At 77.3% G+C, this 14,158-nt stretch carries 13 protein-coding genes and 2 pseudogenes; 4 read left to right on the plus strand and 11 right to left on the minus strand.

Annotated elements, in window-relative coordinates:
- From MY520_RS15165 to MY520_RS15185, 5 genes are all read right to left on the minus strand, one after another.
- Positions 1-918 (minus strand): DUF881 domain-containing protein, encoded by a 918-nt coding sequence (locus MY520_RS15165; RefSeq protein WP_436693109.1) that lies wholly within the window; start codon positions 916-918, stop codon positions 1-3.
- Entirely contained in the window at positions 915-1,592 is a 678-nt protein-coding gene (locus MY520_RS15170) for a CDP-alcohol phosphatidyltransferase family protein (protein WP_436693111.1), read from the minus strand. Before MY520_RS15170 ends, MY520_RS15165 begins: the two co-directional genes overlap by 4 nt.
- 165 nt (positions 1,593-1,757) lie before the next feature.
- Complete coding sequence (locus MY520_RS15175) at positions 1,758-3,827, minus strand: elongation factor G-like protein EF-G2 (protein WP_436693113.1); 2,070 nt, start codon at positions 3,825-3,827, stop codon at positions 1,758-1,760.
- 9 nt (positions 3,828-3,836) lie between these two features.
- Positions 3,837-4,034: a DUF1918 domain-containing protein gene (locus tag MY520_RS15180; RefSeq protein WP_436693115.1), complete on the minus strand. Its 198-nt coding sequence runs from the start codon at positions 4,032-4,034 to the stop codon at positions 3,837-3,839.
- A 66-nt stretch (positions 4,035-4,100) separates the two neighbouring features.
- Positions 4,101-5,708, minus strand: coding sequence for a sensor histidine kinase (locus tag MY520_RS15185; protein WP_436693117.1), 1,608 nt, complete (start codon positions 5,706-5,708; stop codon positions 4,101-4,103).
- Between the two features lie 57 nt (positions 5,709-5,765).
- On the opposite strand from MY520_RS15185, the gene MY520_RS15190 reads away from it, so the two are divergent.
- Positions 5,766-6,200 carry a DUF1707 SHOCT-like domain-containing protein gene (locus MY520_RS15190; RefSeq protein WP_436693119.1) on the plus strand — a complete coding sequence of 145 codons (435 nt, stop codon included), beginning with the start codon at positions 5,766-5,768 and terminating at the stop codon, positions 6,198-6,200.
- 63 nt (positions 6,201-6,263) lie between these two features.
- On the plus strand, positions 6,264-8,789 hold the full coding sequence (locus tag MY520_RS15195) for an HAD-IC family P-type ATPase (RefSeq protein ID WP_436693121.1): 2,526 nt from the start codon (positions 6,264-6,266) through the stop codon (positions 8,787-8,789).
- Between the two features lie 49 nt (positions 8,790-8,838).
- On the opposite strand, the pseudogene MY520_RS15200 reads toward MY520_RS15195, so the two are convergent.
- Positions 8,839-9,606: pseudogene (locus tag MY520_RS15200) on the minus strand (EamA family transporter); the annotation flags it as partial.
- A gap of 121 nt (positions 9,607-9,727) precedes the next feature.
- Between MY520_RS15200 and MY520_RS15205 the strand changes: the two are divergent.
- Positions 9,728-10,603 (plus strand): LysR family transcriptional regulator, encoded by an 876-nt coding sequence (locus tag MY520_RS15205; RefSeq protein WP_436693123.1) that lies wholly within the window; start codon positions 9,728-9,730, stop codon positions 10,601-10,603.
- Positions 10,604-10,614: 11 nt separating this feature from the next.
- Here the strand turns inward: MY520_RS15205 and MY520_RS15210 are convergent, their stop codons facing one another.
- The 4 genes and pseudogenes from MY520_RS15210 to MY520_RS15225 form a co-directional block, all read right to left on the minus strand.
- The gene (locus MY520_RS15210) at positions 10,615-11,169 is read right to left on the minus strand and encodes a hypothetical protein (protein WP_436693125.1); all 555 of its coding nucleotides are present in this window, start codon (positions 11,167-11,169) and stop codon (positions 10,615-10,617) included.
- A 135-nt stretch (positions 11,170-11,304) separates the two neighbouring features.
- On the minus strand, positions 11,305-12,057 hold the full coding sequence (locus MY520_RS15215) for an FAD:protein FMN transferase (protein WP_436693127.1): 753 nt from the start codon (positions 12,055-12,057) through the stop codon (positions 11,305-11,307).
- A gap of 77 nt (positions 12,058-12,134) precedes the next feature.
- Positions 12,135-12,188: pseudogene (locus MY520_RS15220) on the minus strand (hypothetical protein); the annotation flags it as partial.
- Between the two features lie 196 nt (positions 12,189-12,384).
- A complete protein-coding gene (locus tag MY520_RS15225; protein WP_436693129.1) occupies positions 12,385-13,254 on the minus strand; it encodes an alpha/beta fold hydrolase in 870 nt (289 codons plus the stop codon).
- Positions 13,255-13,409: 155 nt separating this feature from the next.
- Between MY520_RS15225 and MY520_RS15230 the strand changes: the two genes are divergently transcribed.
- Complete coding sequence (locus MY520_RS15230; protein ID WP_436693131.1) at positions 13,410-13,577, plus strand: hypothetical protein; 168 nt, start codon at positions 13,410-13,412, stop codon at positions 13,575-13,577.
- A gap of 45 nt (positions 13,578-13,622) precedes the next feature.
- On the opposite strand, the gene MY520_RS15235 is transcribed toward MY520_RS15230, so the two are convergent.
- Positions 13,623-14,158 (minus strand): hypothetical protein (locus MY520_RS15235; RefSeq protein WP_436693133.1); only part of this gene is annotated, 536 nt, incomplete at its 5' end.

The following is a 14,158-nucleotide window of genomic DNA, read 5'->3' on the forward strand; positions in this document are numbered from 1 at the left end:
TCAGTCCCCCGGGACGGTGTCGGGGGCCGGCGCGGCCGGCTCCTCGGACACCGGTGCGGCGGATCGGAGCTCCATGGAACTCCCGGCGGGAAGGGACAGCTCGTCCTCCTGGGCGAACTCGAAACGCAGTCCGAAGGACTCGGAGATCAGGGCGAGGGCGTTGACCTCGGAGCTGGCCAGGAACCGCGACCGCAGGGTGTCCGGGTCGCCGATCGCGCTGACCAGGTAGGGGTTGGTGACCGGCCGGAAGTCGACCAGCACGGCCTCGCCGGCGAACCGGATGGCCGTCGTCGGCCCCAGGCGCTGGCCGTTGATCGACACCGCCTCGGCGCCGGCGGCCCACAGGGCGTTGACCACCAGCTGCAGGTCCCCGTCGGCGACCCGCCCGCGGGGGTCCTCCTCCCCTCCCCCGCCGACCGGGTCGGCGTCGGCGTCGGGCTCGGCGTTGGCGAGGGTGACCAGCAGGCCGGGGCCGCTGACCGGGACGGCGGCGGCGGCCCGCTCCGCGGCCTCCACCTCGGCGCGGGCCTGCAGGCCGACGGCCGAGGCCGCCAGCGCGTCGTCCCGCGCGGCGGTGACGTCGGCGCGCAGCTGCTCGAGCTCGGCGGCCAGGGTGTCGGTGGTCCCCGACTCCAGCTGGATGTCGGCGACCAGCGCGGCCCGGACCTCCTCGCGGCCCTGCTCCCCGCCGGCGGCCTGGTCGTAGGTGACGGCGGCGAGGACCCCGGCCACGGCCATGGTCACCGCGACCGCCACCTGCCCCCACCGGCGGCGGGCCGGCGACGCGACCGTGCCGGCCGCCGCGCGGGCTCCGGCGGCGCGCGCGTAGGCCGGGTCGAGGGTCTCGGCCAGCACCTGGTCGAGCAGTGAGGCGCCCATCGAGCGCGGCCCCCCGCCGCGCTGCAGGGTGCTCGTCACGGCCCGGCCCCGGCGCGGTCGGCGCGGTCGGCGCGCAGGATGCCCACCACCTGGACGACGTAGAGGACCCCGGCGAGGACGTAGAGCACCCCGCCCCAGATGGTCAGCGCCCAGGCGACCGGCTGCGCGACGGCGACCAGCGGGCCCTCGCCGTCGGCGATGAGCAGCAGCGGGAAGGCGTACAGCAGGATGAAGGTGGCCGCCTTGCCCAGGTAGTGCACCTGCAGCGGCGGGTAGCCGTGCCGGCCGAGCACCAGCAGGGCCACGCCCAGCACCAGCTCGCGGCCGAGCAGGACGGCGACCACCCACAGCGGGACGACGTCGCGCAGCACGAAGGCGATGAGGGTGGCGACGATGTAGAGCCGGTCGGCCGCCGGGTCCAGCAGCGCGCCCAGCCGGCTGGACTGCCCCAGCACCCGGGCCAGCTTGCCGTCGGCCCAGTCGGTGATGCCGGAGACCATGAGCACCACGACGGCCCAGCCGTCGGCCTCGGGTCCGAGCAGCAGCCAGAGGAACAGCGGGACGCCGAGCAGCCGGAGCACCGACAGCGCGTTGGGGATCGTCCAGACGCGGTCGGGCAGCGCGTTGCGGTCGCTGAGCACCGGCTCGCCGGGGACCGTCCCCTCGGCGGGACGGACGCGGGCAGCCGCCGACGGCCCGTTGGACGACGTCACGAAACCTCCAGCCCGCTGCACACCGCCCACGAGGCTAGTGTCCCGGGCCGACACTCCCCCGGGCGGCGCACCGGGCACCGCTCCCGGCCCCGCCCCGCTGCCCGGGCGGGGCCGGGAGCGGTCAGGGGGCGCGCGGCGGCCCGCCTCTCCGCCCCGGCCCGCCGGTCATGCCGGGACGGCGGCCAGCGAGGCCGGCGCCGGTTCGTAGCCCAGGGGCCGGCGGGTGAAGCTGCCGGTGCCGTGGGAGACCGAGCGCAGCGCCCCGGCGTAGGTGAGCAGCTCCACCTCGGGCACCTCGGCGCGGACCGTCGTCCGGTCACGGTCGGGGTCGGCGTCGCTGCCGGTGACCCGCGCGCGGCGGCCGGACAGGTCGCTCATGACCGCGCCGACGTAGTCGCCGGGCACGCCCACCTCGACCTCGCACCACGGCTCGAGGACCCGCGTGCCGGCGGCGGCCACGGCCTCCCGCAGCGCGAGGGCCCCGGCCGCCTGGAAGGCGGCGTCGGAGGAGTCCACGGAGTGCGCCTTGCCGTCGACGAGGGTGAGGTGGACGTCGACGATCGGCCGGTCGCCGGTGACGCCGCGCTCGGCCTGCGTGCGGATGCCCTTCTCCACGCTGCCGTGGAACTGGCTGGGCACCGTGCCGCCGACGATCTTCTGCTGGAAGACGACGCCCGACCCCGGCGGCCCGGGCTCGGCCTCGACCACGACGATCGCGTACTGGCCGTGCCCGCCGGACTGCTTGACGTGCCGCCCGGTGACCCGGGCCGGCCCGGCGAGGGTCTCGACCATCGGCACCCGGACCGGCACGGTCGCCACGGTCACCCCGTGCCGGACCCGCAGCCGCTCCAGCAGCACCTCGGCATGCGCCTCGCCCACGCACCACAGCAGCAGCTGCCCGGTGTCCGGCCGGCGCTCCAGCCGCACCGTCGGGTCCTCGGCGACCAGCCGGGTCAGCGCGGTGGCCAGCCGGTCCTCGTCCGACCGGGACGCCGCCTCCAGCGCGACCGGCAGCTGGGGAGTGGGCAGGTCCCAGGGCGGGACCAGGCGCGGGTCCTCCGTCGAGGACAGGGTGTCGCCGGTCTCGGCGGAGGTGAGCCGGGCGACGGCGCAGATGTCGCCGGCCGGGCAGGCGGCCACCGTGCGCAGCGTCGAGCCCAGCGGCGAGGACACCGCCCCGATCCGCTCGTCGACGTCGTGGTCGGGGTGACCCCGGTCGGCCATGCCGTGCCCGGAGACGTGGATCGGGGTGTCGGGGCGCAGGGTGCCGGAGAAGACCCGCACCAGGGAGACCCGGCCGAGGTAGGGGTCGGTGGTCGTCTTGACCACCTCGGCCACGAGCGGGCCGTCGGGGTCGCAGGACAGCGCGGGCGCGGGCTTGCCGTCGGGCCGGGTGTCCGGCGGGCAGCCGTGCTCCAGGGGGCTCGGGAACGCGGAGACGAGCAGGTCGAGCAGTTCGGGGACGCCGACGCCGGTGAGCGGTGCGGCGCACAGGATGGGGTGGAAGTGGCCGCGGGCCACCGCGGTCTCCAGGTCCGAGACCAGGTCCGCGACGGCCAGCTCCTCGCCGCCGAGGTAGCGGTCCATGAGGGTCTCGTCCTCGCTCTCGGCGATGATCCCCTCGATGAGCTCGGCGCGGAGGCGGTCGCTCTCGGGCAGCTCCACGTGCGGCTCCAGCAGGGAGACCAGCCCGGTCACGCCGCCATCGGCACCCCGCTGCAGCAGGTGCAGCGGGAAGACCCCCTCCCCGAGCATGGTGCGGCAGGCCCGCACCGCGTCGTCGACGTCGGCGCGCGGGCGGTCCAGCTGGGTGATGACGACGGCGCGCGGCATGCCGACGGCGGCGCACTCCTCCCAGAGCTGCACGGTCGTGGCGTCGACGCCGTTGACGGCGGAGACGACGAAGAGGGCGGCGTCGGCGGCGCGCAGCCCGGCGCGCAGCTCACCCACGAAGTCCGGCGACCCCGGGGTGTCCAGGAGCGTCAGCCGGTGATCGGCGTACTCGACGGTGGCCACGCCCAGCGACACCGACCGCTGCTGGCGGACCTCCACCTCCTCGCTGTCCAGGCACGTGGTGCCGTCCTCGACGCGGCCGGCGCGGGGCAGCGCCCCGGCGGCGACCAGCAGCGCCTCGGCGAGGGTGGTCTTGCCTGCGCCCGCGTGGCCCACCAGGGCCACGTTGCGGACTTTGTCGGCCGGTCGCGGCGCGGGCGCCGGCCCGTTGTCCTTGGGCACGCCGCCGCCTCAGCCGTTCGCCGGCTCGGGGAGGACGGTGCACGAGCCACCCGGGAAGAAGGTCCCGGTGTGCCCGTCGGACTCCCAGCGGACGACGTAGGGCGGAGCACCTCCCTCCCCGCGGACCTCGAGCACCTGCCCGGTCCGTTCCGGCTCTCCCTGGTGGGTGGAGTGGACGACGATCCTGTCCCCGACTCGTGCTTGCACGGCGGCCTCCCGGCGCGTTCCAGGTCTGTGGTGTGAGTCACAGCCTGCCCGCGGGGCGGGGACCGATCAAGGGCCCCCGGCCCGCGCCGGTGTGGCAGCGCGGTTGCCGCTCCCGGTGTCGTCGGGCTCCGGTTCGGCGTCGGGCTCGGCGACGGTGGCGCCGGGCAGCCGCACGGTGACGACCGTCCGGCCGGGCGCGCTGGCGACGCCGACGGTGCCGTCGTGGCCGGACACGACCGCCTGCACGATGGCCAGCCCCAGGCCGGTGCTGCCGTTGCGCCGGGACCGCGAGGAGTCCGCCCGGGCGAAGCGCTCGAAGACCTCGCCGAGCAGGTCGGCGGGGATGCCGGGGCCGTCGTCGGCCACCTCGACCACGGCCCGGCCGTCGTCGACGCGCAGCCGGGTGGTCGCCGTCGTCCCCTCGGGCGTGTGCGTCCGGATGTTGGCCAGCAGGTTGGCCAGCACCTGGTGCAGCCGGGCGCCGTCGCCGGGGACGAGCACGGCGGCGCTGGGCAGGTCCACCCGCCAGCGGTGCGAGGGGCCGGCGGCGTGCGCGTCGCTGACCACGTCCATGACCAGCGCGGTGAGGTCGACGGTGCCGGGGACCAGTTCCCGGCCGGCGTCGAGGCGGGCCAGCAGGAGGAGGTCGTCGACCAGGCCGGACATCCGCAGCGCCTCGGCCTCGACCCGGCGCAGGGACGAGTCGGCGTCGTCGGGGAGCCCGCCGCGCCGGCGCACCAGCTCGGTGTACCCGCGGATGGAGGTGACCGGGGTGCGCAGCTCGTGGCTGGCGTCGGCGACGAACTGGCGCAGCCGGGTCTCCGACGCCTGCCGGGCCGCCATCGAGGTCTCGACGTGGTCGAGCAGCCGGTTGAGGGCGGCGCCGACGCGGCCCACCTCGGTGTGCCGGTCGGTCTCGGCCGCCGGGACGCGCTCGGCCAGCCGGACCTCCCCGCTGGACAGCGGCACCTCCGCCACCCGGTCGGCGGTGACCGCCACCCGCTGCAGGGGGCGCAGGGTCCGCCCGATGACCAGCGCGGCGGCGCCGCCCGCGGCCAGCAGCCCGAGCAGCCCGGCGGCGACCTCGACCGCGACGACGCGGAGCAGCGCGGTCCGGACCGACGCGAGCGGCAGGCCGGTGACGATGACCTCGCCGTCGCCGGCCGGCGTGGCGACCAGCCGGTAGGCCCCCAGCGCGCCGAGGTCGACGGTGCGCGGCGCGCCGTCGGCGACGACGCCGGCGAGGGCGTCCGCCTGGCGGGCGGTCAGCTCCTCGCGCTGGCCCCGGGCGCCGATGACCGCGGCCTCGGTGACGACGCCGTCCGCCACCCGCGCCCCGAGGGTCCCGTCCCCCTGACCGGGGGCGAGCAGGAAGTCCGGCCCGACGCCGTCACCGACGTCGCCCCCCGGCGCCTCGTCGGCCCGGGTGGAGCGGTCGACCGCCGCGGCCAGCCGGGCGTCGACCTGACCGATGAGCTCGCTGCGCAGCGCCGCCGTGGCACCCGCCCCCACGACGGCGAGGACGACGACCAGCGGCACGAGGAAGGCCCACAGCAGGCGGGTGCGCAGCGACAGTCGTCGCGGAGTGGACAGGCCCCCACGGTCGACGACGGTCCTCCCGGCCGGCTGGACGCCGGCAGGGAGCTCCCTGTCCGCGGGGGTGTCGCCGCTCACAGGGAGCGGGTGCAGACTGCCCGCCTCACCGCGTCCCACCACCGGGAGGAGCAGTCCATGACCACCATCGCCGACGAGAGCAGCCCGGCGCCGTCCGGACCCCCGAGCGAGCCGCGGCTGCGCGCCTCGGACGAGGAGCGGCTGACCACCGTGCAGGAGCTGCAGGACGCGGTCGGCCGCGGCCTGCTCACCCCCGACGAGTGCAGCGACCGGATGGCGGCCGCCTTCGCCGCGGTGCACCGGGCAGAGCTCGCCCCGCTGACCGCGGACCTCCCCGCGGTGGCCGAGGACATCACCGCGCCGGGGTGGGCGACCCTGGGGCTGCTGGCGGTGGAGCAGCTGCGGAGCTCGCTGTGCCGCCCGGCCACCGACCGGCTGCACCCCACCCGGGTCGCGGTCGCGCTGGCGGTCGCCCTGCTGCTGGTGGTCGCCGTCGCCTCGCTGGCGGTGGACGTCCTGTTCGACGGCGGGGGCCGGTTCGGGGACGACTGACCCGGCGCCGTCCCCGGGCCGCTCCGGCGAGCAGCCGGAGTGGCCCGGGGACAGACTCCCCGCGTGCAGCAGACCGACCGGGGACCAGCGGCCGCGGTGCCGGACGGGCTGTCCCAGCGGGAGGCCGAGGTCCGGCGCCGGCGCGGGGAGGGCAACGTCGCCGTCAGCGCGTCCTCGCGCAGCTACGCCCGCATCCTGCGCACCAACGTCTTCTCCTTCTACAACTCGATCCTGTTCGCCATCGGGGCGGCGCTGCTCGCGCTGGGCCGCTACAACGACGCGTTCATCAGCGTCGGCCTGGGCCTGCTCAACGCGGCCATCAGCGCCGTCCAGGAGATCCGGGCCAAGCGCAAGCTCGACCGGCTGCAGCTGCTGAACCGCGCCGTCGTCACGGTCGTGCGCGACGGCGCGGACGTGCCGCTGACCCCGGAGGAGGTGGTCCGCGGTGACGTGCTGCACGTGCGCCCCGGCGACCAGGTCGTCGTCGACGGGCCGGTGCTCGACGGCGGCCGCGTGGAGGTCGACGAGTCCCTGCTGACCGGCGAGTCCGAGCCGCTGGTCCGGGAGCCCGGCCAGGACCTGCTGTCGGGCAGCTTCTCCGTCGGCGGCGAGGGGTACCAGCTCGCGCGGGACGTCGGCGCGGAGAGCCACGCGGGCCGGCTCACCGCCGAGGCCCGCCGGGCGTCGACCGACACCACGCCGCTGCAGAGCCGGATCGAGTTCGTCGTCCGGCTGGTCATGCTGCTCGTGGCGCTGATGAGCGTGACGATCCTGCTGCAGGCCGCGCTCGAGGGGCTCCCGCTCGTGCGGGTGGTGCAGACGACCGCGGTGCTCTCCGGCCTGGTCCCCTACGGCCTGTTCTTCCTCGTGGCGGTCGCGTACACGGTCGGCGCGGCGAAGAGCGCGGGGCGGGGCGCGCTGGTCCAGCGGGTGAACGCCGTGGAGTCGGTGAGCAACATCGACGTGGTCTGCACGGACAAGACCGGCACGCTCACCACCGGCCGGCTCACGCTCGCGGAGGTCCTGCCGGTCGGGGCGCTGGAGGGTGCCGCGGCCGAGCGGCTGGTCGGCTCGATGGCGCGCAGCGCCGCGTCGCCGAACCTCACCGGTGCGGCCCTGGCCGCAGCACTCCCCGGGCAGCCGTGGCAGGTGCGGGAGGAGGTGCCCTTCTCGTCCTCGCTGCGGTGGAGCGGGCTGCGCACGGACGACGGCGTCGTGGTGCTGGGGGCGCCCGAGGCGCTCGCGCCGCAGCTGTCCGGCCCGCCGCTGACCGGCACGGTGAGCGGCCGGACCGCGCAGGGGTTGCGCGTCCTCGTCGTCGCCCGGGCCGCCGACCCCGGGGCGACGCTGCGCGACCCGGCCGGCCGGGCGCGGCTGCCGGCCCTGGACCCGGTCGCGGTGGTGTCCCTGGCCGACGAGCTGCGGCCGGACGTCACCGGGACGCTCGCGCGGCTCACCGGCGACGGCCTCGCGGTGAAGGTCGTGTCCGGCGACGACCCCCGGACGGTCGCCGCCCTCGCCCGGCGCGCGGGGCTCGACGGCGGCGAGCCGGTGTCCGGCGCCGACCTCGACGCGCTGAGCGACCCGGAGCTGGACCGGGTCACCGCCCGGGCCGGGGTGTTCGGCCGCGTCGCGCCGGAGCAGAAGGAGCGGCTGGTCGACTCGCTGCGCCGGCAGGGCCGCTACGTCGCGATGATCGGCGACGGCGTCAACGACGCCCGGGCGCTCAAGCGGGCGCAGGTCGGCGTGGCGATGACCAGCGGCAGCGCGGTGGCCCGCGACGTCGCCGACATCGTCCTGACCGAGGACTCGCTGGCCGCGCTGCTGCCGGCCCAGCACGAGGGCCGCCGGATCATCAACGGGATCAGCACGTCGATGCAGGTCTTCCTGGCCCGGGTCGGCACCCAGGGTCTGGTGATCCTCGCGGTGACCATGCTGGGGCTGGGGTTCCCCTACTCCCCCGCGCAGGTGGGGCTGACCCTCCTCACCGTCGGGATCCCGACGCTGTTCCTCACGGCCTGGGCCCGCCCGACGCGGCCCGACCCGCACCTGCTGGCCACCGTCGGCCGGTTCGTCGTCCCGGCGGCGGTGCTGACCGCGGCGGGGGGCGTGGCGGTGTACGCGCTGCTGTACACCGGCCTCATCGCGGCCGTCGCCGATCCCCGCTTCCCCGACTTCGCCCGCGCCGAGTTCGAGCAGTACACCGGCCTGTCCTCCGACGACGTCGGGTTCGCCGAGGCGGCGGCCACGCTGGGCGCGCAGACCGGGCTGTCCACCTTCGTGTCCTTCGCCGCCTTCGGGCTGATCCTCTTCCTCAAGCCGCCGAACAAGTTCTTCGCCTCCTGGACCCGTCCGGACGGCGACCGGCGCCCGGCCGTGCTCGTCGCCGTCCTCGTCGTGGCGTTCGGGGGCGGGCTGTTCGTCCCCTGGTTCACCGACTACTTCGGGCTCACCGACGCGGCGGAGCCGGTGTTCTTCGTGGTGCTGCCCGCCCTGGTCGTCTGGTTCGCCGTCCTGAGTGCGGCCTACCGGTTCCGGCTGCTCGACCGCGCCCTGGGACTGCCCGCGCCGCGCGCCGCCGGGCGCTGAGCCGGGCCGGCGCCGCGTCGCCCCCGGAGGCGACGGCGACCACGTTGGCGAGCACGACCACGGCGATCCCGATCCACTCGCGCAGCACCAGGTGCTGGCCCAGCAGCAGCAGGCCGGCCACGGCGGCCGCGACGGGGTGGACGCTCATGAACACCCCGAAGAACCGGGGGCGGACGAACCGCAGCGCGGCCAGGTCCAGCGCGTACGGCACCGCGGACGCCAGCACCCCGGCGGCGACGGCGGAGAGCAGCGGCGCCCCGGCCAGCCGGCCGTCGGCGGCCAGCACGACGACGACGGGCAGGTGGACGAGCGCGCACGCGGAGGTGGCCAGCGCCGGGGCCTGCAGCCCGGGCAGGCGCCGGCCGACGACGCGGTTGAGGACGATGTAGGCCGCCCAGCACGCGGCGGCGAGCAGGCCGGCGCCCACCCCGAGCAGGTCGCTGGACGGGCCGGGCAGGACCAGCACGTACACCCCGGCCGCCGCCGCGGCGGCGATCAGCAGGTCCCGCCGGGTGCGGGAGCCGGCGAGCGCCACCCCGAGCGGGCCGAGGAACTCCAGGGTCACCGCGAGCGCCAGGCCCACGCGGTCGACGGCGGTGTACAGCGACAGGTTCATCGCGCCGAACACCACCGCGAGCAGGAGCACCGGCCACCACTGGCGCCACGACATCCGCGTCACCGGCGGGCGGGCCACGGGCAGCAGCACCGCGGCCGCCACCCAGTGCCGCACCGCCACCACGCCGAGCGGGCCGACGGCGTCGAACGCGGAGGCGCCGATCGCCGCGCCGGTCTGGTTGCTCGTGGCGCTCACCGTCATCGTCGCCACGCCCCGCAGCGACCCGCCCGACCGCGCCCCGTGCTCCTCCACCCGACCGAGTGTCGGCACGGCCGGGCCGCGGGGGAAATGCCGATGTCGCGGCCATCGATACGCTGGGCGTATGGATGCCGAGCTGCGTCACCTGCGGACGCTGCTCGCCGTCGTCGACGAGGGCACCTTCACCGCCGCGGCCGCCGCCCTGCACACCTCCCAGGCGTCGGTGTCCCGCACCGTGGCGGCGCTCGAGCGGGCGCTCGGCGCGCGGGTGCTGCGGCGCACGACCCGGGAGCTGGCGCTGACGACCGTGGGGACGCGGGTCGTCGGCCACGCCCGCCGGGTGCTCGAGGAGGTCGCCGCCATGCAGCGGGCGGCCACCGAGGCGCGCGCCGACCTCCGGGTCGGCTACGCCTGGGCGGCGCTGGGCCGGCACACCACCGCCGTCCAGCGGCGCTGGTCGGACAGCCACCCGGGGTCCGCGCTGGTCTTCGTCCAGTCCAACACCCCCACCGCGGGCCTGACCGAGGGCGCGGTCGACGTCAGCGTGCTGCGCCGCCCGGTCCCCGACCCGCGGCTGCGCACCGCGCTGCTGGGCGAGGAGCGGCGCTACGCCGCGCTCGCCGCGGACGACGTGCTGGCCGGCCGCCGCAGCGTGCGGCTCGGCGACTTCGCCGGCCGCACGGTGGCCGTCGACGTCCGGACCGGGACGACGACCGACGAGCTGTGGCCGGGGCCGGGCGGCCCCGGTGCGGTGCGGACGGTCCGCGGGGTCGACGAGTGGCTGACCGTCATCGCCGCCGGCCAGGCGGTCGGCGTCACCGCCGAGGCGACGGCGCGTCAGCACCCCCGACCCGGCGTGGTCTACCGCCCCGTCCGGGACGCACCGCCGGTCGCGGTCCGGCTCGCGTGGTGGGCCGCCAGCCCCCCGGCCGAGCTGGAGCCGCTGCTCCAGCTCGTCCGCGAGCGGTACGCCGCCCCGGGCGGCCGCACCTCCTCCTGAGCGGCGGCCGGTCAGTCGTCCGAGCCGCCGGGCCGGTGACCACCGTGGGAGCCGAGGCCGGTGCTGTGCACCCGCTCGGGAATGCGCTCGGCCAGCTCGGCCAGCCGCTCGTCGGCCTGCTCCTGGGTGAGCCGGCCGTCCTCGACGGCCGCGGCGATGCGCGCCTGCGCCGCCTCGGTCAGCGCGGTGACGAGGGTGTCCACCGCCACGCCCCGGTCCTCGGCCACGGTCGCGAGGGTGGCGCCGTCGGCCTGCAGCGCGGTGCGCAGCTCGTCCTCGGTCAGGCCCAGCGCGGTGGCCGCCGTCCCGAGGTCCAGGCGGCCGCCGTGCCCTCCGCGCCCGCCGAGGCCGGCCTCGCTCAGCGTGGCGGCCGCCTCGTCGGCCTGCGCCTCGGTGAGCGAGCCGTCGGAGACCAGGCCGGACAGCGCGTCCCGGATCCGCTCGGCCGCCGACGCCGCCGCCGACCCGACGGTGTCGCTGTCGGCCAGCGCCGGCACGGCCACGGCCAGGCCGCCCAGTGCCAGCACACCGGCGGTCGTGGTGGTGATGATGAACGTCCTGCGCACGGGGGTCTCCTCGTCGTCGGCCGGGCTCTCCGGCGGTCGGGTCCCAGCGTCGGGGGCGCGCCTGTACCGGGCCTGTGTCCGGTCCGTGGCGTCCCTGTGGGTCCGGGTCAGTTGCCGGGCGGGGTCCCGCGGGGGTCAGGCGATCGCCGCACCCGGCAGCAGGGTCGCCTCGCCGCGGACCGTCGTGGTCGAGCCGTCGGACCGGACCACCAGGCCGGTCCGGCCGGGCCGGGTGCGCAGCCAGTCGGCGGCCTCCGGGCCCAGCGCGTAGGCCGCCGTGGCGTCGATGTCGGCGTCGGTCAGCGAGGGGGCGACGACGGTCACCGAGGCGACGCCGGACGGCGGCTCACCGGTCCGCGCGTCGACGACGTGCTGCCCGCGGTGGGCGCTGCCCGACGTCGCCACCGCTCCCGAGCGCACGGGCACGACGGCGACCAGCCGACGGGGGTCGCGCGGGTCCTCGATGCCGATCCGCCAGGGGGCGCCGTCGGGGTCGAGGGTGCGGCAGACCAGGTCGCCGCCGGCGGACAGGCAGAAGTCGGTCCCCGCCAGCGTGCGCAGCGGCTCCGCCGCCCGTTCGGCGGCCCAGCCCTTGACCACGCCGCTCGGGTCGAACACCTCCTCCCCCACTCCCCCGGCGCGGTACACGTCGAAGGCGCCGCGGGAGTCCCGCGTCGCGGCCGCGCCGAGGGCCAGCACCTCGGCCACCTCCGGCGGGCACTCGGCCAGGGTCAGCTCGCCCCGGCCGAGCCGGGAGACCACCGATCCGGACCGGTAGGTGCTGAAGACGGCGTCGGCGGCCCGCAGCACGGCCACGGCCTCGGTCCAGGCGGCGCGGCCCTCGGGGTCGGCGGCGTGCCGGCCGCGCAGCGCCAGGCTGATCGGCATGCCCATGACGTGCGCGACGTACCGGGTGACCGGCCGCGCGCTCGCCGGGCTCCCGGCTCCGCCTCGTCGAGGGCGCCCTGCAGCGCCTCGAGGTAGCCCTCGCTGGTGACGGTCGCCCCTCCGACCATGTCGACGTCGGCGCTCGGGGCTCTCCTGCCCGGCCGGCGTCGGCGGGACGGCCGGCGGCTCCCACCGGGAACCGCTGGTCGAGGTGTGCTCGTCGCTCACGGTGCTCCTTCTCTCGCTGTGGAGCACGACGGTGGCGGGAAGGACTGGGGACCAGCCGCGCGAATGCTGTACGTCTGCTGTGCGGGCCCGTGGTGGGGATCAGGTGCCGGCGTCGACCGCGGCGGTGTGCCCGGCGATCGCCTCGGCGAGCATGGGGACCACGGCGGCCGGCAGGGCGTGACCCAGGCCGGGCACGGTCACCAGCCGCGCCGACCCGATGACCGCGGCCAGGTGCGCGGCGTGCGGCGGCGGGTTGACCGGGTCCTCGGGTGCCTCGATCACCAGCGTCGGCACCCGGACGGCGGCCAGCTCGGCCCCGCGGTCGAGGCCGGACTGGTCGGCGAGGGCGTGCGCGACCGGGCTGCGCAGCGTGCCGCTGTGCGCGACGACCCGCTGCTCTAGGGTCCGGAACTCGGCGGGGTCGAACGGCAGGCCGGTCCCGTTCAGGAGCCGCCAGTGCTCGACCCGCCAGGCGAGCTCGGCCTCGGGGTCGCGGTCCTCGCCCATCGACGCCCAGTACTCGAGCAGCCAGGGTGAGGGGCCGGGCAGGTCGCTCTCCCCCGCGACGTCGGCCAGGCCGCTGCCCAGGGCGGAGGTGGCGAGCACGGTGGCGCTGCGCAGCCGGTCGGGGGAGTCGAGGAGGAGCAGCTGCACGAGGGTGCCGCCCATGGACATGCCGACCACGTGCGCGCGGTCGATCCCCAGGGCGTCGAGCACCCGGACGGCGTCGCCGGCGAGATCCCGGATCGCGTACGGCGCCCGGTCGTAGGCCCGGGTGGAGCGGCCGGTGTCGCGGTGGTCGTAGCGGACCACCCGGTGCTGCCGCGCGAGCCGGTCGACCAGGGCGTCGGGCCAGGCGACCCCGCTGGCGTTGGCCCCCATCACCAGCAGCAGCGGCGACGCCGACGGGTCACCCCGCTCCTCGGCCCACAGCTCCACCCCGGGCGCGACGGGTACGCGGTGCTCCACGGGGCCACTCTGGGCGGCGTCCGGACGACCCGTCGACCGGTTTCCGTTCACCCGGACGTGATCGCTCCCCCGTTCTGGGGGTGTCCGGCACCTCCGCCTGGGGCCACTCTCTGGGGCCACGGGTCGGTGTTCAACCAGGAGCCGGGGGGCTCGCGATGGAACTGAGCGACATCATCAAGGTGGTCACCAGCGACGAGCCGATGACCGTCGACGAGCTGCAGCGCGCCGCGCTCGCGCTCAGTGGCGTGTCGGGGCTGCGCGACCTGACCACGCGCGTCGCCCGGGTCCGCGTGGCGGTCCGCCTGGAGAAGCTCGGCGCGTAGCGCCCGCGTCCGAGCCGGCGCCCGCGTCCGAGCCGGCGCCCGCCGTCAGGGCCGCAGGCCCTCGGCGGCAGGTCCGCCCCGGCGCCGGGCCGGGCCGGCTCCCTCGAGGATCCGGTGCGGGTCGGTGGCCGCGGCCAGCGCCGCCAGCCGCTCCCGGACCGCGGGCGTCGGGGTCCGGGCCAGCACGTCCGGCGTGGCGCCCACCCCGTGCGCCGGCTCCCGGCCCCCGGTCACCGGTCCGAGCGCGTCGGCGAGCTCCTCGGCGCAGGCCCGGGTCGCCGCCCGCTCCTCCGCGCCCGGGCCGCCCACCACGCGCACCGCCACCCGCGCCTCCCGGTGGCAGACGGCGCTGGGCCGCTCCGGCAGCCACGAGACCGCGCCGCCCAGCAGGCGCAGCTCCACCGCCCGGTGCGCTCCCCCGCGGACGGCGCGCAGCAGCGGCTCGACGCCGTCGGCGGGCAGCCGGTCGAGGAGCAGGGAGGACTCACTGCCCGGCCGGAGGCCGGCGGCGACCGCGCCGAGCCCGGCGGGGCCGCGGACGGCAACCTCGTCGGCCGCCGGCCGCGCGGCCGCCCGCAGCG

The sequence above is a fragment of the Geodermatophilus sp. CPCC 205506 genome (assembly GCF_051383635.1).
In the GTDB taxonomy this organism is placed as follows: domain Bacteria; phylum Actinomycetota; class Actinomycetes; order Mycobacteriales; family Geodermatophilaceae; genus Geodermatophilus.

Coding starts and splice junctions, on each gene's coding strand:
- MY520_RS15190 (WP_436693119.1), top strand. CDS start 5,766: ATGACCACCATCGCCGACGAGAGCAGCCCGGCGCCGTCCGGACCCCCG.
- MY520_RS15205 (WP_436693123.1), top strand. CDS start 9,728: ATGGATGCCGAGCTGCGTCACCTGCGGACGCTGCTCGCCGTCGTCGAC.
- MY520_RS15215 (WP_436693127.1), bottom strand. CDS start 12,057: ATGCCGATCAGCCTGGCGCTGCGCGGCCGGCACGCCGCCGACCCCGAG.
- MY520_RS15230 (WP_436693131.1), top strand. CDS start 13,410: ATGGAACTGAGCGACATCATCAAGGTGGTCACCAGCGACGAGCCGATG.